Origin of the sequence: Methanobrevibacter millerae, from assembly GCF_900103415.1 — an archaeon.
GTDB lineage: Archaea > Methanobacteriota > Methanobacteria > Methanobacteriales > Methanobacteriaceae > Methanocatella > Methanocatella millerae.
The window spans coordinates 11,632-36,747 of record NZ_FMXB01000018.1 but is presented as its reverse complement, the minus strand read 5'-3'; the positions used below and the strand labels follow the sequence as shown (position 1 = coordinate 36,747).

At 37.0% G+C, this 25,116-nt stretch carries 18 protein-coding genes; 8 read left to right on the top strand and 10 right to left on the bottom strand.

Going from position 1 to position 25,116, the window contains the following annotated elements; translation table 11 throughout:
• Nucleotide 1: 1 nt before the first annotated feature.
• Both F3G70_RS09575 and F3G70_RS09570 read right to left on the bottom strand, forming a co-directional pair.
• Complete coding sequence (locus F3G70_RS09575) at nucleotides 2-1,792, bottom strand: ABC transporter ATP-binding protein (protein ID WP_149732483.1); 1,791 nt, start codon at nucleotides 1,790-1,792, stop codon at nucleotides 2-4.
• On the bottom strand, nucleotides 1,780-3,477 hold the full coding sequence (locus F3G70_RS09570; RefSeq protein ID WP_188118148.1) for an ABC transporter ATP-binding protein: 1,698 nt from the start codon (nucleotides 3,475-3,477) through the stop codon (nucleotides 1,780-1,782). Before F3G70_RS09570 ends, F3G70_RS09575 begins: the two co-directional genes overlap by 13 nt.
• Before the next feature lie 130 nt (nucleotides 3,478-3,607).
• Here F3G70_RS09570 and F3G70_RS09565 point away from each other — a divergent pair, with 130 nt between their 5' ends.
• From F3G70_RS09565 to F3G70_RS09550, 4 genes are all read left to right on the top strand, one after another.
• Nucleotides 3,608-3,964, top strand: coding sequence for a hypothetical protein (locus F3G70_RS09565; RefSeq protein WP_149732481.1), 357 nt, complete (start codon nucleotides 3,608-3,610; stop codon nucleotides 3,962-3,964).
• Nucleotides 3,965-3,986: 22 nt separating this feature from the next.
• Entirely contained in the window at nucleotides 3,987-5,645 is a 1,659-nt protein-coding gene (gene pheT, locus F3G70_RS09560; RefSeq protein ID WP_149732480.1) for a phenylalanine--tRNA ligase subunit beta, read from the top strand.
• A gap of 65 nt (nucleotides 5,646-5,710) precedes the next feature.
• Nucleotides 5,711-6,145 (top strand): hypothetical protein, encoded by a 435-nt coding sequence (locus F3G70_RS09555; RefSeq protein ID WP_149732479.1) that lies wholly within the window; start codon nucleotides 5,711-5,713, stop codon nucleotides 6,143-6,145.
• Nucleotides 6,146-6,252: 107 nt separating this feature from the next.
• Nucleotides 6,253-6,762 (top strand): hypothetical protein, encoded by a 510-nt coding sequence (locus F3G70_RS09550; RefSeq protein WP_149732478.1) that lies wholly within the window; start codon nucleotides 6,253-6,255, stop codon nucleotides 6,760-6,762.
• Nucleotides 6,763-6,769: 7 nt separating this feature from the next.
• On the opposite strand, the gene F3G70_RS12135 is transcribed toward F3G70_RS09550, so the two are convergent.
• Entirely contained in the window at nucleotides 6,770-6,907 is a 138-nt protein-coding gene (locus F3G70_RS12135) for a hypothetical protein (RefSeq protein WP_188118147.1), read from the bottom strand.
• A 248-nt stretch (nucleotides 6,908-7,155) separates the two neighbouring features.
• Between F3G70_RS12135 and F3G70_RS09545 the strand changes: the two genes are divergently transcribed.
• Nucleotides 7,156-13,104, top strand: a complete 5,949-nt coding sequence (locus F3G70_RS09545) for a C1 family peptidase (RefSeq protein ID WP_188118146.1) — start codon at nucleotides 7,156-7,158, stop codon at nucleotides 13,102-13,104.
• Between the two features lie 16 nt (nucleotides 13,105-13,120).
• On the opposite strand, the gene F3G70_RS09540 is transcribed toward F3G70_RS09545, so the two are convergent.
• The 4 genes from F3G70_RS09540 to F3G70_RS09530 form a co-directional block, all read right to left on the bottom strand.
• Nucleotides 13,121-13,591, bottom strand: a complete 471-nt coding sequence (locus F3G70_RS09540; protein WP_149732476.1) for a pyridoxamine 5'-phosphate oxidase family protein — start codon at nucleotides 13,589-13,591, stop codon at nucleotides 13,121-13,123.
• 70 nt (nucleotides 13,592-13,661) lie between these two features.
• The gene (locus tag F3G70_RS12130; protein ID WP_188118145.1) at nucleotides 13,662-13,808 is read right to left on the bottom strand and encodes a hypothetical protein; all 147 of its coding nucleotides are present in this window, start codon (nucleotides 13,806-13,808) and stop codon (nucleotides 13,662-13,664) included.
• Between the two features lies 1 nt (nucleotide 13,809).
• Nucleotides 13,810-14,208 (bottom strand): secondary thiamine-phosphate synthase enzyme YjbQ, encoded by a 399-nt coding sequence (locus F3G70_RS09535; protein WP_149732475.1) that lies wholly within the window; start codon nucleotides 14,206-14,208, stop codon nucleotides 13,810-13,812.
• Between the two features lie 54 nt (nucleotides 14,209-14,262).
• Nucleotides 14,263-16,089 carry a right-handed parallel beta-helix repeat-containing protein gene (locus F3G70_RS09530; RefSeq protein WP_149732474.1) on the bottom strand — a complete coding sequence of 609 codons (1,827 nt, stop codon included), beginning with the start codon at nucleotides 16,087-16,089 and terminating at the stop codon, nucleotides 14,263-14,265.
• A gap of 311 nt (nucleotides 16,090-16,400) precedes the next feature.
• Here F3G70_RS09530 and F3G70_RS09525 point away from each other — a divergent pair, with 311 nt between their 5' ends.
• Nucleotides 16,401-19,763, top strand: a complete 3,363-nt coding sequence (locus tag F3G70_RS09525; RefSeq protein WP_223166065.1) for a right-handed parallel beta-helix repeat-containing protein — start codon at nucleotides 16,401-16,403, stop codon at nucleotides 19,761-19,763.
• A gap of 179 nt (nucleotides 19,764-19,942) precedes the next feature.
• Nucleotides 19,943-21,400 carry a hypothetical protein gene (locus F3G70_RS09520; protein ID WP_149732472.1) on the top strand — a complete coding sequence of 486 codons (1,458 nt, stop codon included), beginning with the start codon at nucleotides 19,943-19,945 and terminating at the stop codon, nucleotides 21,398-21,400.
• Here F3G70_RS09520 and rpiA read toward each other — a convergent pair.
• From rpiA to F3G70_RS09505, 3 genes are read right to left on the bottom strand one after another with little or no spacing between them, the layout of a single operon-like run.
• Nucleotides 21,395-22,081 (bottom strand): ribose-5-phosphate isomerase RpiA, encoded by a 687-nt coding sequence (gene rpiA / locus F3G70_RS09515; RefSeq protein WP_149732471.1) that lies wholly within the window; start codon nucleotides 22,079-22,081, stop codon nucleotides 21,395-21,397. The genes F3G70_RS09520 and rpiA overlap by 6 nt on opposite strands.
• Nucleotides 22,082-22,090: 9 nt before the next feature.
• On the bottom strand, nucleotides 22,091-22,528 hold the full coding sequence (locus F3G70_RS09510; RefSeq protein ID WP_149732470.1) for a UPF0179 family protein: 438 nt from the start codon (nucleotides 22,526-22,528) through the stop codon (nucleotides 22,091-22,093).
• Nucleotides 22,529-23,572 (bottom strand): NAD(P)-dependent glycerol-1-phosphate dehydrogenase, encoded by a 1,044-nt coding sequence (locus F3G70_RS09505; protein ID WP_149732469.1) that lies wholly within the window; start codon nucleotides 23,570-23,572, stop codon nucleotides 22,529-22,531. It abuts the gene before it with no gap.
• 128 nt (nucleotides 23,573-23,700) lie between these two features.
• On the opposite strand from F3G70_RS09505, the gene proS reads away from it, so the two are divergent.
• Complete coding sequence (proS, locus tag F3G70_RS09500) at nucleotides 23,701-25,107, top strand: proline--tRNA ligase (protein WP_149732468.1); 1,407 nt, start codon at nucleotides 23,701-23,703, stop codon at nucleotides 25,105-25,107.
• The last annotated feature ends 9 nt before the right edge of the window (nucleotides 25,108-25,116 follow it).

The window sequence follows — 25,116 nt, the reverse complement described above, 5'->3', positions numbered from 1 at the left end:
TCTAGGAATCTTCCTGATGGTTTAAAGTATTGTAATAATATCCTTTTTGGCTTAAAAGTTCTTCATGAGTTCCCTGCTCTATGATTTCACCGTTTTCGATTGCGATAATGTTATCGGCGTTTTTGATGGTTGACAATCTGTGGGCAATGATGAAGCTTGTTCTGTTTTCCATTAATTTATCCATTGCTTCCTGAATAAGTTTCTCAGTTCGGGTATCTACTGAAGAAGTAGCCTCATCCAAAATAAGAATTTCCTTATCTGCCAGAATTGTTCTTGCTATTGTCAATAGCTGCTTTTGTCCGTGGGAAATATTGTCCGAATCCTCGTTTAAAACCGTTTCATATCCGTCCGGAAGCTGCATTATGAAATCATCTGCACGAACCTGTCTGGCCACATTAATTATTTCCTCTTCCGTTGCATCCAATTTTCCATAACGGATATTGTTGGCTACCGTATCGCTGAAAAGCCATGAATCCTGAAGCACCATCCCAATCAATGACCTTACGGAGTGTTTGTCATATTCATTGATATTAACGCCGTCGATTCTAATCTCGCCCGCATCGACATCATAGAATCTCATGAGCAGTTTAACAATGGTTGTTTTGCCTGCGCCGGTTTCACCGATAATGGCAATCTTGTCACCCTTTTTAACATTGAATGATAAATCCTTTATTATCATTTCATTTTCATTGTATCCGAAACTTACATTTTCAAAGGTTATTTCCTCTTTCAAGCCAGAAATTTCAACATCCGAAGGGTTTTCCTCTTCATCTATTTCTAAGAATTCGAAAATACGTTCACCAGCAGCCATTGCAGTTTGAACAAGATTCATTACTCTTGTTATCTGCTGAATCGGATGTGTGAAGTTCCTGATGTATTGGAAAAATGCCAGAATATCACCGACAGCTATTGCCCTTTGAATTACTAGAATTGCTCCCAGAACGGCTATTGCAACATAGGCTATATTTGAAATGAAGTTCATCAATGGGCCGTTGAAGCTTGAGAAGAACTGTGATTTCCATTCATGCTTGAACCAGTTTTCACTGTAATACTCGAATTTTTCCATTTCAATGTCTTCCTGATTGAATGTCCTTATAATGTCATGGCCCACAAATGTTTCCTCTATTTGAGCATTTAAAGATCCTTTATAAGACAATTGCTTTAAAAAATAAACCTGAGAGTACTTTGTAATAAGAGTAATCAATATGAACGCTATTGGAATCAATATCAATGCAGCAAGCGTCATCAATACATTAATGTAGAGCATCATGATTACAACGCCCACAATAGTAATTACGGCCGTCATCAGCTGAATGAATGATTGTGTGATTCCTGTTTGCAGGGAATCAATATCGTTGGTTACTCTTGAAAGGATATCTCCCCTTTTGTTTTCACCGACATCTTCCATTGACAGAAGCGTAATCTTCTCCATTATCCTTCTTCTCAAGTTAAAGCTGATATCTGTTGAAATTTTAATCAGGAACCATGACTGGAGGTATGAAAACACTGCACTTACGATATACAATACCACAACCACTTCAAGCAGGAATAAGATCCTATTGAAATCTATTGTTCCTGCGTTTGCATTGATTGCGTTGATACCATCAAATATCGTTGTGGTTGCCATTCCAATCAGCAATGGAGCTATAATTGTAAATACAGTTGATATCAATGCGCAGATAAACGTGATTAACAGCTTCAGCTTATAGTCTTTCAATAGATATAAAATGTTTTTAATTGCCTTTCTATTGTCAACGGCTTTTTCCGGAGGCTGTCTTTTTATTGGTGGCATAATGAACCCTCCATTTGTGATAAAGCGATTTCTGAGTATACGTCACAGCGGTCAATCAGGTCATCGTGAGTTCCCTTATCAATTATCCTGCCGTTGTCAAGAACTATTATCTCATCTGCATCCTTTATCGTTGAAATCCTTTGCGATACGAATAATATTGATGAATCCTTGGCAATTTTATCCAGATTATTTTTGACTATCGCTTCGGTATTCATGTCCAATGCTGAAAAGCAGTCATCGAAAAGGTAAAAGTCATGACGACCTATAATCGCCCTTGCAATTGAGAGACGCTGCTTTTGGCCTCCGGAGAAATTGGATCCTCCCTGGGAAACCTCCTCTTCAATGTCATCCACAAAATCAACCTGTGCCATATTTAAAGCGTTTCTGATTTCTTCATCCGTTGCATCGCTTTTTCCTGTCTGCATGTTTGACTTTACAGTTCCCTGAAAGAGAATGGCCTTCTGAGGAGTGAAACTTATTCTGTCTCTCAAGGTTTTAAGATTAAGATTTTTAATGTTAACGTCATTAATCAGGATTTCACCTTCCGTTACGTCCTGAAGCCTTGGAATCAGGTTTAAAATAGTGGATTTTCCGCTTCCAGTTCCTCCAATAATGGCCGTGGTTTTGCCGGGCATTAACTTAAAGTTGATGTCCTTTAATGTCTCCTTTTCGCTTCCGGGATATGAATAACCAACATTTTTGAATTCTATGGTTGGATTGTTATCAACTGAAGTTATTTCACCATCAGTAATAGAAAGTTCCATATTCAAGACTTCAGCCACACGCCTTGCTGAGACCAGAAATCTCGGAAGTATTATCATGATTCCTCCAAGAAGGATAAATGAGAATACGATTTGCGTGGAATACTGTATAAAAGCAATGATATCTCCCGTAAGGATATTACCTGCAATAGCATCATATGCACCGAAATACAATATCATGACAATCATCAGATTCAAAAACAAAGTCATTGTAGGTATCATGATAAAAATTCTACTGAAGACATATAGATTAATGTCCAGAAAGTCCTTATTGACCTTTCCGAATTTTTTTTGTTCGTAGTCCTGTCTTACAAAAGCCTTGATGACAGGTATTCCAATAAGGATTTCCCTTGCAGTCTTATTCATTTTATCAATTATCTCCTGCGTCAACTTAAAATAAGGCAAGACATCTATGGTGATAATGAGTAACAATATCAGAACTACCAAAAAGGTGACAAGAATAATCCATGAAAGGTTTCCTCCTATTTCAAATGCCTTGATGATACTTCCGATACCCAATATAGGAGCAAAGAACAATACCATCAGCATAAGCCCCAAAACATTCTGCACCTGATTGATATCATTGGTGGAACGTGTAATTAATGATGATCTTGAAATCTGGTTCAGTTCATGGTTGGAAAACCTCAATACTTTAGTATAAACCACTTTCCTTAAATCCTTGGCGTATCCTGATGAGACTCGGCTTGAAAAATATGATATTCCTATTGTGGCAAACACCGAAACACTAACCATTATAATCATTAAAAATCCCATATCCATAATATAGTTTATATCTGCATTTTGAATACCGATATCCACTATATTGGCAGTATATGAAGGAAGCGCCAAATCACAGTAAGCCTGCACAATCAGAAGCAGAAATATGATTATAAGCTGAGGAATCTTACTCTTAAAAATTTTCAATAGACTTTTCATGCTAACAATAATTAATATAATTTTTGGAGTTTTTAAATAGATATGTTTTATAGATAACTATATTACATTAAATAATCATAAATATTCATATTATCAATTTTTAAAGGACTGTAAAATAATGGAATTACTATGGTTTTATGTTGCAATTGTTTTAGCCATAAGCGATATATTGCACACGCAATTAATGTGGAAGGTTTTAAACAACTTTTACATTATTTTGGGCGGTTTGATATATCAGTCAGTGGATTCCCCCGCCAAGACATGGCTGGTGCATGAGCTGATGGAAGCAGCATTTCACTTTGTAGTGTTGACATTGGTATTCCTATCACCTACAATAGGAATATTGGCAGCCTTTATTCATTTTGTAATTGATGTGTGCCATACCGTTCTGATCGGACATATGGGCGAACTGGAACACAGGGCACTGCATTTTATTATTGAATCAGCATTTTTCATTGCAATTTATGGATTGTAAATCAAATATATGGAGTTATTAAATGCCAGTTATTACATTCAAGTATCAGGATTTAAAAGATTTAGGAATAGACATGGAGAAAGACGAATTAATAGACACGTTGCCTATGATGTCCAGCGATATCGAGGACTATGATGACGAGGAAATCAAGGTGGAATTCTTCCCTAACCGTCCGGACAACCTGTCAGTTGAAGGGGTAGCTAGATCTTTTAAAGGATTCATAGGTCAGGAAACCGGTATTCCAAACTATGAGGTAACCCCATCAGGCGAATACGTGATTGTGGAAGATGAAGTTGCCGAAATCAGGCCATATATCGGCTTTGCCAAAATCGATGGCGTTGACTTTACCGGAGACAAGCTCAAATACATTATGGATTTCCAGGAAAATCTCCATTGGGTAATCGGAAGGGACAGAAAAAAAGTGGCTATCGGTATTCACAATGCAGACGTTGTAAAAGCTCCATATAAATACATTGCAACTCCAAAAGATGAAAATTCATTCGTTCCTCTTGAAAAGGACGCTCCAATGACTCCGCAGGAAATCCTAACCGAACATGACAAGGGTAAGGCTTACGCTCATCTGATTGAAAACTTCGACAAATATCCATTGATTCTCGACGCTGATGACAATATCCTCTCAATGCCTCCAATCATTAACGGAGAGCTGACCAAAATCAAGGAAGATACCAAAAACATTATCGTTGACGTGACAGGAACTGACGAAAGGGCTGTCAATCAGGCATTGAACATTATCTGCTCATCATTTGCCGAAGTCGGAGGCAAAATTAAAAGCATGGAAGTCAGATACACTGATAAAACAGTTGTTACACCAGACTTGACCCCTCAGGAAATCAACGTTCACGTTGACACTGCCAATCAGCTGATCGGCGGAATTGATATAGACGCTTCAGACATTAAAGAGCTATTGCAAAAAGCACGCTTTGACGCTGAAATAATAGATGAAAACGAATTGAAAGTCTTCATTCCGGCTTACAGAGTCGATATTTTACATGAAGTCGATGTAGTTGAAAACATTGCCGTTCAATACAGGATCAACTCCATTGAAGCCGAATTGCCTGACATCAACACCGTTGCATATGAAAACGACTGGTTTAAGGCAGAAAGCACCATCCGTGAAGTAATGATTGGTCTGGGCTTCCAGGAAGTGATGAGCCTGATGCTTACCAACGAGGAATCCCACTACGAATTCATGAACCAGCCTGAAGAGGACCACGTTCAGGTCTCAAGGCCGATTACAATTGACAGAACCATGATTCGTACCAGTCTGATAAACAGTTTGATGGAGTTTCTGGAAGACAACAAGCACGAAGACCTGCCTCAAAAGATATTTGAGATAGGTGACGTTTTATACATGGACGAGTCAACCGAAAACAACGTCAGACTTTCCAAAAAGCTGGCTGGATTGATTTGCCATTCAAGTGCAAACTTCACTGAAATCAAGTCAGTCGTGACAAGCATCGTTTCCAATCTGGGCTATTCCATGGAAATCAGCGACAGCGAAAATCCGTCATTCATTTATGGAAGGGCTGCAGATTTGACCGGTGAAGCTCAAAACGGTTCCATTAAAGGATTCTTCGGTGAAATATCACCTGAAGTAATTACCAATTTCACACTGGAATATCCGGTTATAGGATTTGAGATTGAATTCGTCAAAGAATAATCTCACATTCTCTTTTTTATTAACTGCACCAAAGTTAAATATTCATTCAAATACAATATATTAACATGACTTTTCTGAATAATGATGCAAACATCAAACAGTTCGAACTGATAAAATTCATTAACGAAAACTGCAGTGACGACCACATAATATCAAAGATTTCGATTGTACTTCGCCGGGACAAAATAGAAGCTCCTTATTATATGGATACCAACATCAAGCTGTCTACATGCATTGACAATCAGGATAGTGGAATTATCCATGCGATGGACATGTTAAACCATAACAGAAAGTATAACTTGACCGAAGATAAGTATACTGAAATTGAATCATTAATTAATGATGCGTTCGATAACGATTCTGAATCAGACCTGGTGAAAATCTCTAAAACAGATGAAAAAGTGAAGATAGTTTTGATTTCCAGAAATGATGATGAAAACAGAAATCTTTTTGAAAAGTATAATGAGCTTTTTGAAAAGATAGATAATCTGATTGACTAGCGTATAGAAACACCATTCAGAGCCTGGGCGAGAATTATCTTTAAAATCAATATCATGCAAAAAGTTAATATCTTTGATTGAATAATTATTAATTGAAGGTGTTAATTATGAATTTAAAAAATATCCTACTGGTAGTGGCAATAATCATAATCGTTATTGGTACTTTCACATTTCTATTCTCACATCAGGCACATCCAAAAGCAGATTCAAAAATCGTTATAACAAGTGATGCCAATTTGACTGAAGGAGATACCTTTTCAGTTAAATTAACCGATGTGAATTCCACACCGATTTCAAACCAGACGCTTAACGTTACCATTATTGACAGCACAGGAAAGGCAAACCAGCAAACTTTAACTACAAACGAAACCGGTGAAGCCAGCTTTGAAGTAGACAATTCAACGCTTGGAAACTGTGTAGTTAAAGTCAAATACGGTGGAAACGAAAAATTTAACGGATGCAATTTCACGGACAATATTATAATCAATCAAAAGGTCATTATTAAAATAACAAATACAACTTCCGTTGTTTTCGGTGAGAATAATACTGATCAATGGAGTACTAACAGTTATCAGCCTTATTCAGGCAATGGAAGCATAATTACCGTTGAACAGTAATTACTAATTACTTTTCTACGGTAATCTTACCATTTATGTGTTCAATAGCTAATTCATAGACTTCAGTTTGATTGATTATCCTTTTGATTTCATTTTCAGTGCCTTCAGTCAGATTCCAATATGAAAGTTCAATCTTAAAACCCACCAATTACTCAATTAGAAGATTAATGAAAGAAAATCCCAATGCAACAAGAAAAAACCCCGACCAGTGTACGAGTCATGGCATTATCTCAGTTTACCTGCTTTTCTAGCCCCAATTAGTTAGATATAAATATATTCATTTATAGATTTTTAAACATGATTTGAATGTTTTATGCGAAAATAATGGATTTGAATATTGTTCGTTCAATATAAAACATTTTTTTCATAATATTTTTCATGGGGTGCGGAAATATGGGATACAAAAAAAGCATAATTCTGATAATACTGGTTATTTTTCTCTTTAGCATTGCCGGCGTTTGCGCAAGTGATGTGAATGATATGCCAATAGCCAGTGAAGATGCGAATCAAATGGAATTGTCCTCAAACAATGAAATAACTGAGGATAATCTGCAAACAAGTGAAGAGAATACTACATTGGCACAAGCAAATGATAATGAATGCGTAATTGCTGAAAAAACAATTTCAAACATGAAATACCCAATGACATTTACACAATTGGAAAAGGATATTAATGAATCACAGAACACGTTTGAAATACTGTATGACTATACTTTCAACAATGAAAGTGACGACGGTCAGGTTGTTATTAAGAAAAGCAATTTCGCGATAAACGGGAACAATCATATTGTGGATGGAAACGGACAATCCGGAATATTCAACATAACCGGAAACAATGTAACAATAAACAATCTTATATTCATCAACGGTAATTCCACCAAAGGAGGAGCAATATTCTCTACAAGACAGATAACATTAAATAATGTAACCTTTATCAACAATAATGCCAGTTATGGCGGAGCAATATGTTCTAATGGAGAATTGACATTAAATAATGCCACTTTCATTAACAATAATGCCACTTTCGGTGGAGCAATTGCATGTTTTGGTAAGATATTAAATATCTGCAACTCATTTGTCACTTCAAACATGACAAGTACATATGGCCAAATTTATTCATTTGGTTCTACAGTCAATATAGATAATTCAGAATTCATAAACATATCCTCTGTTTATGCATCTGCAATATATCTTGAAATTTCTGAAAGTTCAATTATCAATTCCAGATTTGTTAATCTAACTGCAGAAAAAACTGCAGGAGCAATTGCCGTAAGATGGTCAGGTACCTCTTATATCAAAGGCTGTGAATTTATAAACACCAAATCATTTAAAAATGCAGGCGCCATACTGGTGGATTATGGAGATGAAATGTGTAATGTTACAATAATTGATTGTGTTTTTAAAAATTCATCATCTATGATTGGTGGAGCTTATGTCCAGTTGGGAGGTAATTTATTATTTGATAACACTCATTTCATAGACAATAAAGCTTCATGTGATGGCGGTGCGGTTTACATTTCATATGCCGATAGTAAATTTGACAATTGTAATTTTACTTCAAATATTGCAGGCTATCAAAGCGATTATCATGCTTATGGCGGTGCAATCTATTCAGATATTAGTGATTTAATAATTTGTGATTCTAATTTTATTGATAACTCAGCATATTCCGGTAATGCGATATATGCATGTGATTCATATTACGAAATATCCCATTCAACATTCCTAAATAACACTGTTGCAATTTTTACAGACTTTGATTGTGAAACATGCATTCTTGAAAATAATATTTATAATAATGATACAGTAATTACCAATGAATCATATTCTTATGCGACATATGTTTATTCTCCGGCTTTGGATTTGAAATTAATTAACAATACCATTAATGTCAATACTCCCCCTTCAAGATTTGACTTGCGCGAATGGGGTTTGGTCACTCCAATTAAAGACCAAGGCCGCATGGGTGCATGCTGGACATTCGGAATAATAAATGCCGTGGAATCTGCATTATTAAAGGCATATGGATTGGAATTTGATTTGTCAGAAGGCAATATGCACCATAATATGTTAAGATATTTCCCATACGGTAATGCGCGGATGGAGGAAGCGGGATCATATTCCGCTTCAGCTTCTTATCTGATTGGATGGTATGGTCCCGCTCTTGAAGAAGAAGACACTTATGATGAGATTGGAAAACTTTCACCATTCTTAACTGAAGGATATGATATTATTCATATACAGGATATAATTATTGTCCCTAATGATGAGGTGCCTGCAGGTTCTAAGATAAAATCCGCAATTCTCAACTATGGTGCATTAGCTGTGGATTATTATGCTGAAACTGATGATGCGAATGGATATTATAATCCTGAAACTTCTGCACATTACATTAATGAAAGTATTGGTTTTAATCATGGGGTTTCAGTTATCGGATGGGATGATAACTTTTCAAAAGATAATTTCTTAATCACTCCTCCGGGAGATGGTGCATGGATTGTCAAAAACAGCTGGGGAACCGAATGGGGAGATGAGGGAATTGTTTACATTTCATATTATGATAAAACATTTTTAACAGGATATTATATTAATGATGAAGCTTTTGGGATTGTAATTGAAAATACAGTGCCCTATAATAAAAATTACCAACATGACTTCATATGGTCCGGTTTTTTTGCTGGTTTAAATGGCGATGAAATAACCCTGGATATAGATGAATCAATTAATGAAAGCATTGTTTATGCCAATCAGTTTGAAGCTGCATCTGATGATTTGATTGCTGCTGTGGGAACCTACTTCAACAGCAGTGATGTGAATTACACTGTAGAAATCTATGTAAATGATAAATTGATGTTAACGCAAGATGGTTTGTCTCCATTCCTAGGATACCATACAATCAAGTTAAATGAATACATACCAATCAAAAAAGGCGACATATTCAAAGCGGTTATTACTTCAAATCTGATGCCATTCTGTTATTGTCCATGGTCTAGAGTGCATTTCGTTGAAAACACATCATTTTTCTATAATGGTCATGAATGGAAAGATTTATATCTCACTGAAGATTTTATTGCTTGTTTGAAAGTCTATACCGTTGAGGATGTTGACAATATAATAAATTATACGTTTAAAGATTTAAATAATCATATAAATTGGTCTGGAGATGTATTGGAAATAATTCATGACTATACTTTCAACAATGAAAGTGACAGCGGTCCGGTTGTTATTGAGAAAAGCAACTTCACGATAAACGGGAACAACCATATTGTGGATGGAAAAGGACAATCCGGAATATTCAACATAACCGGAAACAATGTAACAATAAACAATCTTATATTCATCAACGGTAATTCCACCAAAGGAGGAGCAATATTTGCTGCAGGACAGGTAACATTAAACAATGTGACTTTTATCAACAATAATGCCGGCCGTGGCGGAGCAATATATTCTAATAAAGAATTGACCTTAAATAACATTACTTTCATTAACAATAGTGCCACTGCCGGTGGAGCAATTGCATTTTATAATAATATATTGAATTGCAGCAATTCTCGCTTTATTGACAATTCTGCTGAAAGGGGATCATCCATATATTCAGATAATATCACATTAAATGTCTGCAACTCATTTATCACTTCAAATAAATCAAGTAAATATGGTCAAATTTATGCTTCAGGCTCTACAGTCAATATAGACAATTCAGAATTCATAAACATATCCTCTGTTTATGCATCTGCACTATATCTTGAAAATTCTAAAAGTTCAATTATCAATTCCAGATTTGTTAATCTTACTGCGGATAAATCTGCAGGAGCGATTGCCATAAGATGGTCAGGTAACTCTTATATCAAAGGCTGTGAATTTATCAACACCAAATCATTTAAAAATGCAGGCGCCATACTTGTGGATTATGGAATGGAATTCTATAATGCCACAATAATCGATTGTGTGTTTTACAATGCCTCATCCATGATTGGCGGAGCATATATTCAATTGGGAGGCAATCTAATCCTGAACAGTTCCAACTTCACAAACAGTAAAGCTCATGTTGGAGGAGCAGTTTATATCTCATTTGCCAACAGCACGATTGATAATTGTATTTTTGATTCAAATGAACTAACCGATAACAGTTCCACTAGTTATGGTGGTGCAATATATTGTGATATGAGTAATATGACATTGACCGATTCCAGATTCATCAACAACTCAGCACATAAGGCAAATGCTGTGTATGCCTGCGATTCATGGTATAATATCACCAACTGTCTATTTGCAAACAATGCAAATGCAATTTTTACTGATTTTGATAAGAATGGGTGCAATCTCAACAATAATGAGTATAATAATGACAGCATAATCACTAATCAGTCATTTTATGCTCCGCTATCTTTTGAATATCCTGCATTGAATTTGACATTAATCAACAATACAATCAATGTTTCAAGCATTCCATCAAGATTTGATTTGCGTGATTGGGGATGGATTACTCCTGTTAAAAATCAAGGCAGGATGGGCTCATGCTGGACATTTGCTTTTGCAGAAGCACTGGAAACCGCTCTTTTAAAAGCAACAGGCATCAGATATGATATCTCCGAAAATTATATGCAAAATCTCCAAATAAGATACTCAGATTTTGGAAATTTACTATCTGATGAAGGAGGTTTTAATTATGGGGCTTTAGCCAATGCAGCTAGTTGGTTGAGTGTTGGTGAAGAAGAAGATGAATATGATGAGGTTGGAAAATTATCTGTTTTTATTGATAGCGTAAACAAGATACGTCTTCATGATGTTTACTTCATTATGCCTGATGCAACCGATTATGTTGGAGACGTTAAAAAAGCAATTTTAAATTATGGTGCAGTTTCAATTACTTATGCTAGCAGTAACGGTGCACCATATTACAATGTAAAGACTTCTGCACAATATATCAATGAATCACTTCCACCAAACCATGGCGTTGCCATCATCGGATGGGATGACAATTATTCAGCAGATAACTTTTTAATTACACCACCTGGAAACGGCGCATGGATTGTCAAAAACAGCTGGGGAAGCGAATGGGGAGATGAAGGATATTTCTACTTATCCTACTATGAAAAATCAATTTTTAGTCCTGACTCAGATACAGGCATAATTTATCCTTTCACAGTCTGCATTTTCAGCAATGTTATAGATTACCATGTCAATTACCAGACGGATTTAGCTGGTTTATATGATTTTGACGGCAATTATACTCAATATTCCAATGAATTTACTGCAGAATATGATGATATGATTGCAGGTGTTGGAACATACTTCAACCAGTCAGGCATCAATTATTCATTTGACATTTACGTGAACAATAAGTTGGCACACTCTCAAAGCGGTGCAAGCGAGTTTGCGGGATACAGGACAATCGTTTTAAGCAAATATATTCCAGTTAAAGTCAATGACACTTTCAAGGTCGTGTTTAAAAGTAATGCCCTTCCTTATGAGGCAAAATCAAGAAATCACTATATTCATGGAATGTCATTTGTAAGTGCGGACGGCATAGTTTGGAAAGATATCACCTTAGAAAATAAAACTGTCTGCTTAAAAGTTTATACAACTGAATTAACCATATATACTCAAGATTTGGTTAAAATCTATAAAAACGATTCCAAATTTGAAGCAAATATCGGCGTTGCCAATGAAAGCGTGACCTTTGAGCTCAATGGCGTTAATTACATCCGCATAAGCGATGAAAACGGAACTGCCAGAATAGCTATCAACTTAAATCCGGGCAATTATACAATAAAAACAAGCTATAATGGATCTTCAGTTGAAAATACCATTACTGTACTGCCTACATTAATTGCTCAAAACTTGGTTAAATACTTCAGGAACGCTTCACAGTTTTATATTTCATTAATTGACTGTGAAGGCAATCCTGTAGCGGGCAAAAACATTACTATGAACATCAATGGAGTGTTCTATAATCGTGTAACTAATGAAAACGGAACTGCAAGGTTAAACATCAACCTAAACCCTGGCAAGTATATACTGACTGCCATAGATCCGCTGACCGATCTTCAGATGTCCTATAATATCACAGTGCTTCCTGTTTTAACGGCCGAAGATGTTAACATGACCTATAAAGATGGAACACAGTTTAAAGCAAAGCTTGTGGATGGTGAAGGCAATCCACTGGCCAATGTCAATGTAAGCTTCAATATCAACGGAGTATTCTATCAGAGAACGACTGATGAAAACGGAACTGCACGCTTAAACATTAACTTGATGCCCGGCGAGTACATTATCACTTCAGAGTATGATAATGCAAGGATTTCAAATAAAATAACCATTATTGCAAAAGAGGACTGATTTCCTCTTACTTTTTCTATTTTTCAACGGTGATTTTACCGCTCATATGTTCAATAGCCAATTCATAGACTTCAGTTTTGTTGATTAGCCGGTTGATTTCATTTTCAGTGTCTTCAGGTGAGGGGAAGAATTTATTTCCCAAATGAGTTAATTTTTCTCTTTTTTCACCATCATTTTCTATTGTTCTGATTTTTCCAAAAGCTATTACACTTTTGAAGGTATACCACCATTCCCCTTCATTTCTAACGCCATTATCGATGACACAATATGATGCCTTACCATAATTCGTTACCGCATCCCGTTTGTGACCCGTTTTCGCCCCGTGAAAGTAAATCTTTCCATCAACGTATACGTGACTCATCGGAACGGCATAAGGATACTTTTCATCGCCTAAAAGAGCCAACACTCCACGAGGTTCATTAATTAATATATCAATGCATTCATCATGAGATAATTCCTGCTTTTTGCGCCTCATTTCCCTAAACATAAGAATATGTTTGTCTCCAATCCTTTTAAAATTTAAGGCAAAAGTGTTTTTTAAATTAATATAAAAACAATCAATACCACAATTTTCTCATCTGTACATCCATCTGTTCATAGCTAACATTAGTGTTGTGAGTAACATCAAACGGCAGATTGCTTAGAAGTATCGCTATTGCAATGATTATAATCACAAGTATCAAAATCATTAAGGCTTTCTTCATTTTAATCACTAATAAATTTTAAGTTAATTGTCCGATTATTTCTGGGCCCGTCAAGCTCGATGAAAAACACTGACTGCCAGGTTCCCAAATCAAGCTTTCCATTTGAAATCGGAAGGGTTTCACTTGATGAGAGCAAAAATGATTTTAAATGGGATTTCGCATTATTGTCAATCCGGTCATGCTGCCATGAGTATTTATCCGAAACCAAATCGGACAGCATTAATTCCAAATCATTCAAAAGGCCTTTTTCGTTTTCATTAACGACAATGGCTGATGTGGAGTGTTTTGAAAATATGTTAACGATTCCGCTTTCAATATCTATTTCATCATTGATTTTTGATGTGATATCAATGATTTCAAAGTTTCTGCTCGTGTTTAAAGTAATTTTTTTAGATGACATTGATAATTAATATGTAAAAACTAGTATAAAAAAATAAGAAAAAAGAGTTAAATTTTATTCGAACTCATTTTTGCGTCTGTAACCGTAGATAAACAGGGCAACCAATAGGATAATGGCTGCAACAATGACAATGGAATTGTCCTGTAAAGGATTTGACTTCTTGCTTACGGAAGATATGTCATATGCCTTGCCTGAAGTTTCTGAATCACCTGGGGAAGATGACTCGCCTGAATCAACGCTTCCAGCCTCGGCAGCATTTTCCTGGCCTTGGGACTGTTCCATCTCACCGGTTTGGGAAGTGGACTCGGATATTACATCTGAGCTGTTGGTTCCGTAATTGGCAATTACATTACCACGATTATTGGATACCGTGCTGGTTGAATTGCTGTTGACATTGGAGTTGGCATTTCCACTATTGGAAGATTTTCCTCCTTTTCCATCATTTGATGAAGTTGTGGAATCTGATGAACCGCTTCCTGAGCCTGAACCGGAGGATTCTCCTTCACCGCTGCCGGATCCTTCGTTATCGCTTGAAGATCCGCCAGAAGAAGAACCCTCATTATCCTTGGAGGATGGAGTGTATTTCTCTACTGTCTCTTTACGGTAATCAGGCATCTTTTCACCATGTTGAATTTCAACAGTGTGATCTTGAGAGGAGTCAAGTTCAACGACTCCCTGACCGTTTTGGATTTTCACGCTGTACTCTTTGCCGTCCACTGAAATTTTTTGGTCAAAGAACGCGAAATCATCGACCGGCTGGCCATCTTCATATATTTTAATACCAATTCCATTTGAAACGGACGTGAAATCCATTTTCAATATCTTTGCAAGAAGCATAGGACAGATGAAAGTATGCTCACCGTCATTTGAATCGAAATAGTTAGGTCCCAACTTGAACTGATCTTTGGAAGGATTGTTCTTTGCCTGAAAATTCTCGTTATGTATTAATGCATTATAGGAAATGTCAGGCTTGCTTTTTGCAACGGTTTCATAGTCTTCACCGAATAAAACACCATTACCGGTTTCAAAACCGCCCAACTCACAGTTTGGATCCATACGATTGAATTCCAGGGTATTGTAGTAGAACCTGTCGCCGCTTGACTGTGAATCGATAAAGATACCATTGGTATTCTCGTAAACGTGATTATAGGTTACATTGTTGTTTGCGGACCGGTTGTACATTGAGATTCCGTTGAATCCGTTGAAGAACACTTCATTCCAGGATATTTCAGAATCGTAAATGTTTGAAGTTTCGATTCCTGACCTTCCATTGTATCCGATGGTATTGTTTAATATCCGGATATTATGGACATCCCGTACCTGAAGGCTGTTTTTGGTGGCGTTATACATGCAGTTGTTAGTGATTAAAACATTACTTGCATTTCTTACCAGAACATTGTTAAGAGCCTTTGAAAAGGTATTGTTCTCAATAATCGTATTGGATGAAGCGTCCAGGATTACAGCATAATCCGCATTGTCTGCTATTATATTGAATCCAGACAATATGCTGCCTGAACTTTTCTGAGTAAAATAGAATCCGAAAGTATTTTCTAAACCAAAAGCTTTAGATTTATCGGTTAAGGTATCTAAAACATTGACTGTGCTATTATCATATGACACTATTTTAAGCGGCTTGTCGATGATAAGGGAAATGTTATCATAGCTTTTGGATGAAAACTCAAATGTATCCCCTTTACTAGCGCCGTCAATCATCATTTGAATATCTGCATTTGACAAATCAGATATGATAGTATAAGCTGTTCCGTTTGAAAAATCTGTTAAAACCACATCATCACTTGCATTTACTGATGAAATCATAACTAAAGCAAACATACAGATAATGAGAATATTTAATACCTTGTTAACATTTTTTACATTCATGAAAATTCTACTCTCGATATGTATATTAAATCATAACAAAAAAGCTGATTTACAATTAATTTTTTTATTCGTTATGCAATATAAAGTTTTGTAAATATAATAGTGTAAAAAAAGATTTGTAATGCTTATTTTAAAAAAACAGTAAAATATAACACAGTTATGAAAATCTATTTAAATAGATACCAATAAACAATATAACATTAAATGTATATCGAAAATTAAAAGTCTACATTTAATAATATTTATAACGAGGATATAATATGGATAATAAAAAATTATTTTTAGGAATTTTTTTAGTTTTTATTGTCCTTATGGGTTCAAGTACAGTATTTGCTGAAGATATATCACAAAATATTGATTCACAAGATACTGTAATTGCCATAAGCGAAAATAACGATATTATTAGTGCTTCAGAACAGACAATAAGTGCTGGTTCCAACAGTACGACCATTCAAAATGTAATCAATGGCATGTCTGACGGAGACACGTTAAACTTTGAAACCGGAACATATACAGACATCTGTATATATATTGACAAAAGCATTACAATCAACGGAAACGGCGCAACATTAACTGGATATTCTTCCGCCGGTGTTAACAACACCAACATCCCTGCAAAAGTCAGGGCAACTACAGCTGAAGGAGGATATGCGGTTACTAACTTTGCAACGTTATATTTATTAAATTCAAGTGACATTACAATGAGCGGACTGACAATTGTCGGTCTGGACAAAGCAGTATACTCCAATGCAGCATTATACATCGGTCAGGTTAAAAACGTCTTGATTGACAACAACACGATTGAAGGCTCTTCATGGGGTATCTACATGACCAGTTCCCCTGACGGAACTATCGCAAACAACCTGATTCAAAACCAGGCAACTACCGGATTTTTAAACTTCGGATCTCCAAGAACCCTGGTTGAAAACAACACCGTAATCAATGCCGTTAATCACGGTATTGACGTAAGGCACGGAACCGGACCAAACGTACAGGTTATCAATAACACAGTCATAGGTTCAAAAGAAGGTATTTACCTTATGCACTCCAAAGGCCATACCGCAACATTAAACACTCTCATTAACTGTACAATCAGTTCCATTTCATGTTACGGTTCATCAGATGTTAGCATATATGGCAACACCATGAAAAAATCAAGAATCGGCGTATTATTAGGTGGAGGATACTCCAACATTGAAATTGGAGAAAATACTTTCCAACTGGATAATTTACCTTTCCCTCCAACTTTCGTATATTACGTTGCAACTGCACAATCAGATTATCAAAGTGCAACTAACGACATCGGTGTTTACACTGACCCTGGCGAATACTCAAACGAAACAAACATTCCAACCCCTAAAGACATTTCAGTCGATTATGACACCATCTTAGCCCCAACAGGCACTACCTATGAAGTTCCTGAAGGCGCAAGCTCAACCGAAATCCAAACTATACTCGATTCAATGGCTGATGGAGACACCTTAAAATTCGCTGAAAATGCAGTTTACGAAGACATCTGTATTTACACTGACAAAAACATTAAAATTTTAGGTAACGGCGCAACCTTAATCGGATATGATTCCCTTAACGCTACCAACGTTCCTGAAAAAGTAAGAAACCAAAGCGCTGACGGCGGATATGCTGTCGTTTACTATGCAGTATTATACTCATTAAACAATACAAACGCAGTAATCTCTGACTTGCACATTCTCAGCAGATTCCCCGGATACAATCCAACTAAAGTAAACGCCAACACTGAAGAATACAAAACCGCAGGAATCTTTACCGACCAAAGCAAGAACTTAACTATTACAGGATGTGACATTGAAGGCGCTTCATTCGGTTTATTCCTCCAATACTCAGGTAATTCAGTCATTACAAACAACAACATCCACGACCAGTACACAAACGGTATGATTAACTTCGGATGTCCAAATAACATCATTGCAAACAACACAATTACCAATGTAGTAAATCACGGTATTGACGTAAGGCACGGAACCGGCCCTAACGTAATCGTGTTCAACAACACAATAAACGGAGCAAAAGAAGGAATTTATCTTATGCACTCCAAAGGACACATGGTTTACAACAACACTATCCAAAACGCTAAAATCGCATCAATTACCGCATACGGATCAGGAAACGAATACATATTCAACAACACCATGACCGGAAGCAGAATCGCATTATTATTAGGTGGAGGATACTACAACGTAACTATCGGTGAAAACAGCTACCGCTTAGACACCTTACCTTTCCCACCAACATTCGCAACATTCATTGCATTTGCTGACGCACAATATCAGGATGCTGAAAAGGTACAGGGCGTATACAGTGACGGAGGATACTTAGCTCCTGCAACCATTATTGCAAGCGATTTAATCACCAATACCACCGAATTTGAATACAGCGCAATCCTAAAAGACAACGGCGGTAAAGAACAGGCAAATGAAACCATGACTTTCACAGTTAACGGCGATGTCTACACTGCAGTTACCGATGCAAACGGAACAGCAACCGTAACCATGATTTTACCAAACGGTGAATTCCTCGTTCTTGTGGACTTTGCAGGAAACGATAAATTAAGCAAAAAAACCGAACAGGCATTCATTACAGTAAACAGTACCAAAGCTGTTGAATTAGAAGCTCCTGAAATTGAAATGTATTACAAAAACGGTACCAAATTCGCTGTCACATTAACCGTTAACGGAACCGGATTAGCTAACCAAAACGTTATCATAACCCTTAACGGAGTAAACAATACCCGTACAACAGATGAAAACGGTACCATCAAAATGAGCATTAACTTAAACAGTGGAGAATATGACGTAGTAGTTTATTATGACGGCAATGAAACCTACGATCCTGCCAAAATCAACTCAAAAATTACCGTATTGTCAACTGTCAGCGGTACCGACGTTGTAAAGGTATTCAGAAACGGAACCCAATACTACGCTACATTCGTTGACGGCCAAGGTAATCCATTGGCTAATGGAACTGCTGTAAAATTCAACATCAACGGTGTAATGTACACAAGATACATTAACGGCAACGAAGGTAAAGCAAGATTAAACATCAACTTGCCTCAAGGCGAATACATCATTACCGCAATCAACCCGGTCAATGATGAAATGGCTACCAACAACATTACCGTTCTTCCAAACATCGTTGAAAATAATGATTTGGTAAAATACTACAAAAACGATTCCCAATACTACGTAACCCTTATCGGTGACGACGGTAACCCTGTAGGCGCTAACGAAACCGTTACTTTCAACATCAACGGTGTAATGTATGAAAGAAAAACCAATGAAAACGGTACTGCAAGATTAAACATCAACCTGCAGCCTGGCGAATACATAATCACCGCAATGTATAAGGAATGTAACGTGGCAAACAACATTACCGTATTGCCAGTATTATCCGCTGAAAACGTTACTATGACCTACAAAGACGGAACACAGTTTAAAGCCAATTTGGTTGATGGACAGGGCAATCTTTATGCAAACGAGACCGTTGAATTCAACATCAACGGCGTATTCTACCAAAGGACAACCGATGTAAACGGTACTGCCCGTTTGAACATTAATTTAATGCCTGGAGAATACATTATAACCTCCAGCTATAATGGAACAAACATCGCAAATACCATCAAAATTAATGAACAGTAAATGATTAATTCATTTACTTCTTTTTTTATTTTTTTATATACCTAAAAAACCTAATTTAACCGATTATTATTAGGAACAGCTAAATTTAAAGCCTATTTTTAGTCAAAACTAAACAATAAACCGAATAATTTAAATACAATTTAGCACGAATATTTAATCAATTGAAATTAAGTGATATTATGGCAACCATCAATTATCTTAAACGGGAAAACAATACGCAAAAGGTATACCTGACCGAAAGCACAATAGAAATAACACCACTTTTACAGGATAATTATTCTTATATTCTTGATTCAATGAAAAAGGAGAATTTCATCCTTAAAAACGAAAAGTGCAACCTGTTCAAGGAAATGGTCTTTGACTGCAAGGTTGTGGGCTTCTGCTCCTATGACTTTTCAAGGGAATTCATGACCGCAGCCTTAAACAACATCTACATACTTCCGGAATTCCGGGGAAACGGACTCTTTCTGGAAGAACTCAGAAAAACAATGAGCGAACACAACAAGCCAAGCATCATGGAGCCGACACGATTCGTTGTGGAGCTTTTAATCAAATACGGCTATGCGGAAATGATTAATGAAAATATTGTGGCAAGCGCCATTGAATTCGTAGTTCCCGGAGAGCATGTAATCGCAAACAGGGAAATTGAAACAGAAGAGGAGCTTTCAACCCATTTCTATGACTTGAACATCTGCGCAAGCATACATTTACTGAACGTCGATAAATGCCTGATAGCATACAGTTTAGCTCTAAACGATGACATCATACGATACGACTGCATGGAAAAGAGATCAGAAATTAATGATAATTATTTCAAAAGAATAAAGGAGTTATTCATCAATAATGACAGTGAAATCCTTGATACGCTGGTTAATTTGGAGGAAAAGCTTCCATTGAAAACATTAACATTAGAGGAAGTCATCGGAAGCGACGACGAACTGTCACACTATATAGAAACGCTGATTGACGACGCTCACGTCACCTATTCCGATGCATTAAAGATTAGGGATCAGATAAAAGAGGAATATGAAGCCGGAATGATAGTTAACGAATCATTATTAATCAGATTGGCCTATCTATTCAATATTCCTGAAGAAGCCAGATTAATCACCCATGACGAGAAATGTCCATACTGCGACATGCCGATTGACAGCCATGACAAATACTGCCATTACTGCGGGATAAACCTGAACTATAATCCCGATGAGGTTGAAAATAATCTAATCAGCTCCATTAATCAGTTCAGCGATGAAATCTATCCCAATGAGGATATCAGGTACATTGCATACAAGTTTTTAAAGATGATTTATGAAAAGATAGAGTTCGAATATGCCATGTTCATGTGCGAAAGCAATTATAACATCACTCAAAAAAGGCTAAAAAAATATTTAAATGACAATAACTACATTAACAGCGAAAACATTACCCAGGAAGGCATTGACTTTTTAAACAATCATCCATTGCACTATTACGAAAAGTATCATATGGATATTGTTGACTACAGTAAATTCGAGGATTTCTTCTGGAAAAACAGTGATTTAAACAAAGAAGAAATCTGCCTAAAATTTTTAGATAAATACGATGACGAAGAAATAGAAGAAATAAAAGAGGAAATTAAAAGAAATATTAGCTTATAATTCCTTTGTACCATCGGAAGTTCCGACAATAACCTTATCCACCATCTGTGAAAATATTCCGTTTTCCACAACGCCAGGAATTGAATTCAAGTCAATTTCCAAGTGCTGAGGACTTGCTATTTCAGCAAATTTCGCATCGATTACAAAATTGCCGTTGTCTGTTATTACAGGGCCGTCCTTTCTTTGAGCCATTCTGATTTCACATTCAGCTCCCATATCCTCAAGGGTCTGGATTACAATGCGTGATGCGTCGGGAATGACTTCAACAGGAACTGGAAAAGTACCCAATTTTTCAACTACCTTGGATTCGTCAACGATTACTATGAACTTTTCTGCAGCATAATCCACAATCTTTTCTTTAGTATGTGCCGCTCCGCCGCCTTTAATCAGATTAAAGTCACCGTCAACCTCATCGGCTCCGTCAACAGATAGGTCAACGTCATTTTCCTCTAGAGTGGTTATTGGAATGTTCCATTTTTTGGCAAGCAATAATGACTGGAATGAAGTTGGAATTCCTTGTACCTTAATTCCTTCTTCAGCCATCTTCATGCCAACCTTTTCAATGAAGTAATGTGTAGTGGAACCGGTTCCCAATCCTAAAACCATTCCATCTTCAACATATTCGGCAGCCTTATATCCGGCATTTTTCTTAGCAGAATCATTTTTACTAGCAGTTTTCATAATCAACACCTAAATAACAAACCCTAAAGTAAGCTTATTGAGTCTGAGACCCTTCTTGCATTCACCCTTATGCTTGCCGTGATTTGTAAGAACGATGCATTTGTCATTTTCAATCAAACCGTCCGGGAAACATAAATCATGGAATTCACAATTTTCATCACATCCGGGAGCATTATATGTAAATGTTGAGCCTTCAAAAATGTTTTTAGAAGTTGTCAATATGTCGATTTCGGCTCTTTCAACTTCAACTGGAATTACAGCATTTTCGGAGTGTATCGGACATTTCTGCTCATTGTCTTTAACGTCAGTAATTACATATTTTCTATTTTCCTCCAGACTGCCGACACATGATGACTTGAATCTGCAGTCGTCGCATTCGTCAGCCGGACCGAAATAGACAAATTCCATACCTTTTTTAGCCAAATCCTTACCAATTAAAGTAATCATCTAAATCACCTCTGTATTATGAGCCAATTCATAAGCTGCATCTTTAGAAATTCCATTATCTCCTAAAATCGTGTATCTATCAGGCCTTATTTCATTTGCCATTACCAGCGCTTCAATCACGTCATCATCGCTGATGCCCAACTGCTTGGCATTAATTGGTGCACCAACAGCCTTCAGACAATCCCTTATGAATTTCCAGTCCGCTCCGTAAAGGGCCATCATCAGTATTGATCCAACACCACACTGCTCGCCGTGAAGCTTAGGCTTATCAAGAATCTTGTCAAGAGCGTGTGAGAACATATGCTCTGATCCGCTGGCCGGCCTGCTTGAGCCCGCAATGCTGATTGCCGTTCCGCTGCTGAAAAGTGACTTCATGACAATTCGGGCGCTTTCCTCAAGACCAGGCTTGATGTTTTCGATGTTGTTGGTAATCAGCTTGGCAGACATTATTGAAAGTGAAGCCGCTGATTCGCTGTACTCAACGAATTTCAATCTATGAGCAAGCTGCCAGTCCTTAACGGCAGTGAAATTGGATATCAAATCGGCGCATCCTGCAGACAAAAGCCTGAACGGTGAATCGGCAATGATGTTGCTGTCACCGATAAGCGCTATAGGAGCATTTGCCTTAACGGAAGTTGACCTGTTGGGATTTTTAATTGAAGCTAAAGGAGATACAATACCGTCGTGTGAAGCCGCAGTCGGCATAGAAACAAAATAAACGTCCTTGTTGAATGAGGCGTACTTTGCAACGTCAATTACCTTTCCTCCACCTACTCCGACGACGAGGGTATCACAGTCAATGTGCTCTTCAACTTCATCAACGTTTTCGTATGTGGCATCATCGATTATTTTCAAATCGACTTCATAGTCGTTTTCTTCAAGGTTTTCAATTACGTATTTTGCCCCGGCATCGTATGTGTGATGACCGGTGATTATCAAAGCCTTTTTTGACAAATGAAGGCTTTCAAAAATTTCCGCTGTCTCATGAATGACATCCGGACCGATATAAACTTCACGAGGCATCTGTATTTTCCTATGATTCATGAAAATTCTCCCGAAAAAATAATATACATTTTTATATATGGAAAGTGTATATTAAAAATCTTTCTTTTTAATTTTATATAACATTAAAATCAAATATTAACTTATATTGAAAATTTAAATTAGGTGATATGGTGGAAAATTTTAGTGAATGGTTTCATGACATTTTAGAACAAGCGAATATAACTGATTCAAGATATCCAATCAAGGGAATGGCAATCTGGATGCCATACGGATTTAAAATAAGAAAATATATGCTTGAGCGAATCAAGGAGCTTCTGGATAAGGACCATGAGGAAGTCCTCTTCCCTTTGCTTGTGCCTGAAAGCGAACTTGCAAAGGAAGGAGAACACGTTAAAGGATTTGAAGAAGAAGTGTACTGGGTTACAAAAGGCGGTAAAAACGATTTGAATGAAAAACTGGCCTTAAGGCCTACCAGTGAAACCGCAATATATCCGATGTACGCTTTATGGATAAGATCACACATTGACCTGCCGATTAAGTATTATCAGGTAGTAAACACTTTCAGATACGAAACAAAGCACACCAGACCATTAATCCGTGTGCGTGAAATAACAACGTTCAAGGAAGCGCATACCGCCCACGCAACAAAGGGAGAGTCCGACGAACAGATTCAGGACTTCATTGAAATCTATAAGGAATTCTTAGACAGCTTTGGAATTCCATACATGATTTCCAAAAGGCCTTCATGGGACACTTTCCCCGGCGCTGACTATACAATGGCCTTTGATACGATAATGCCTGACGGAAAAACCCTTCAAATCGGTACTATACACAATCTGGGCCAGACTTTTGCAAAGACATTTGACATTACCTTTGAAGATAAGGACGGAGAGCACAAATACATTTATCAGACCTGCGCAGGATTGTCCGACCGCGTAGTAGCTTCAATAATTGGAATTCATGGTGATGAAAAAGGATTAAGGCTTCCACCGCTAGTTTCACCGAACCAAGTCACGATAATTCCAATCCTGTTTAAAAAAGGAAAAGAGGAAGTAATGGCAAAGTGTCTGGAAATCAAAGAGGATTTGGAAAATGCAGGATTGCGCGTCAACATCGATGACAGGGACATAAGACCGGGTAAAAAGTTCTTTGACTGGGAATTAAAAGGAACACCGTTGAAACTGGAAATCGGACCGAGAGACTTGGAAAACAACATCACAATAGCCATGAGGCGTGACGAAGGAGAAAAAATCGAATTAACTTTAGATGATAATCTGGTTGATAACGTCAAGGACTTGCTTGATAAAAGCTATGAAAACCTTAAAAAGAGTGCCTGGGACTTCCAGAAAGAACATGTCAAGTTTACAGAAGACATTAACGAAATAGCTGAATTGATTGAAGCCGGAAACGTCGTTGCGTTCAACTGGTGCGGTGACGACGAATGCGGAAAAGAAATCGAGGAAAAGACCGGCTATGACATACTGGGAATTCATGAGGACGCTGAAGAAGGCGCCAAATGCATACTCAGCGGAGATGATGCCAAATACCTTGCATTAATTGCCAAAACATACTAAGTGATTTAA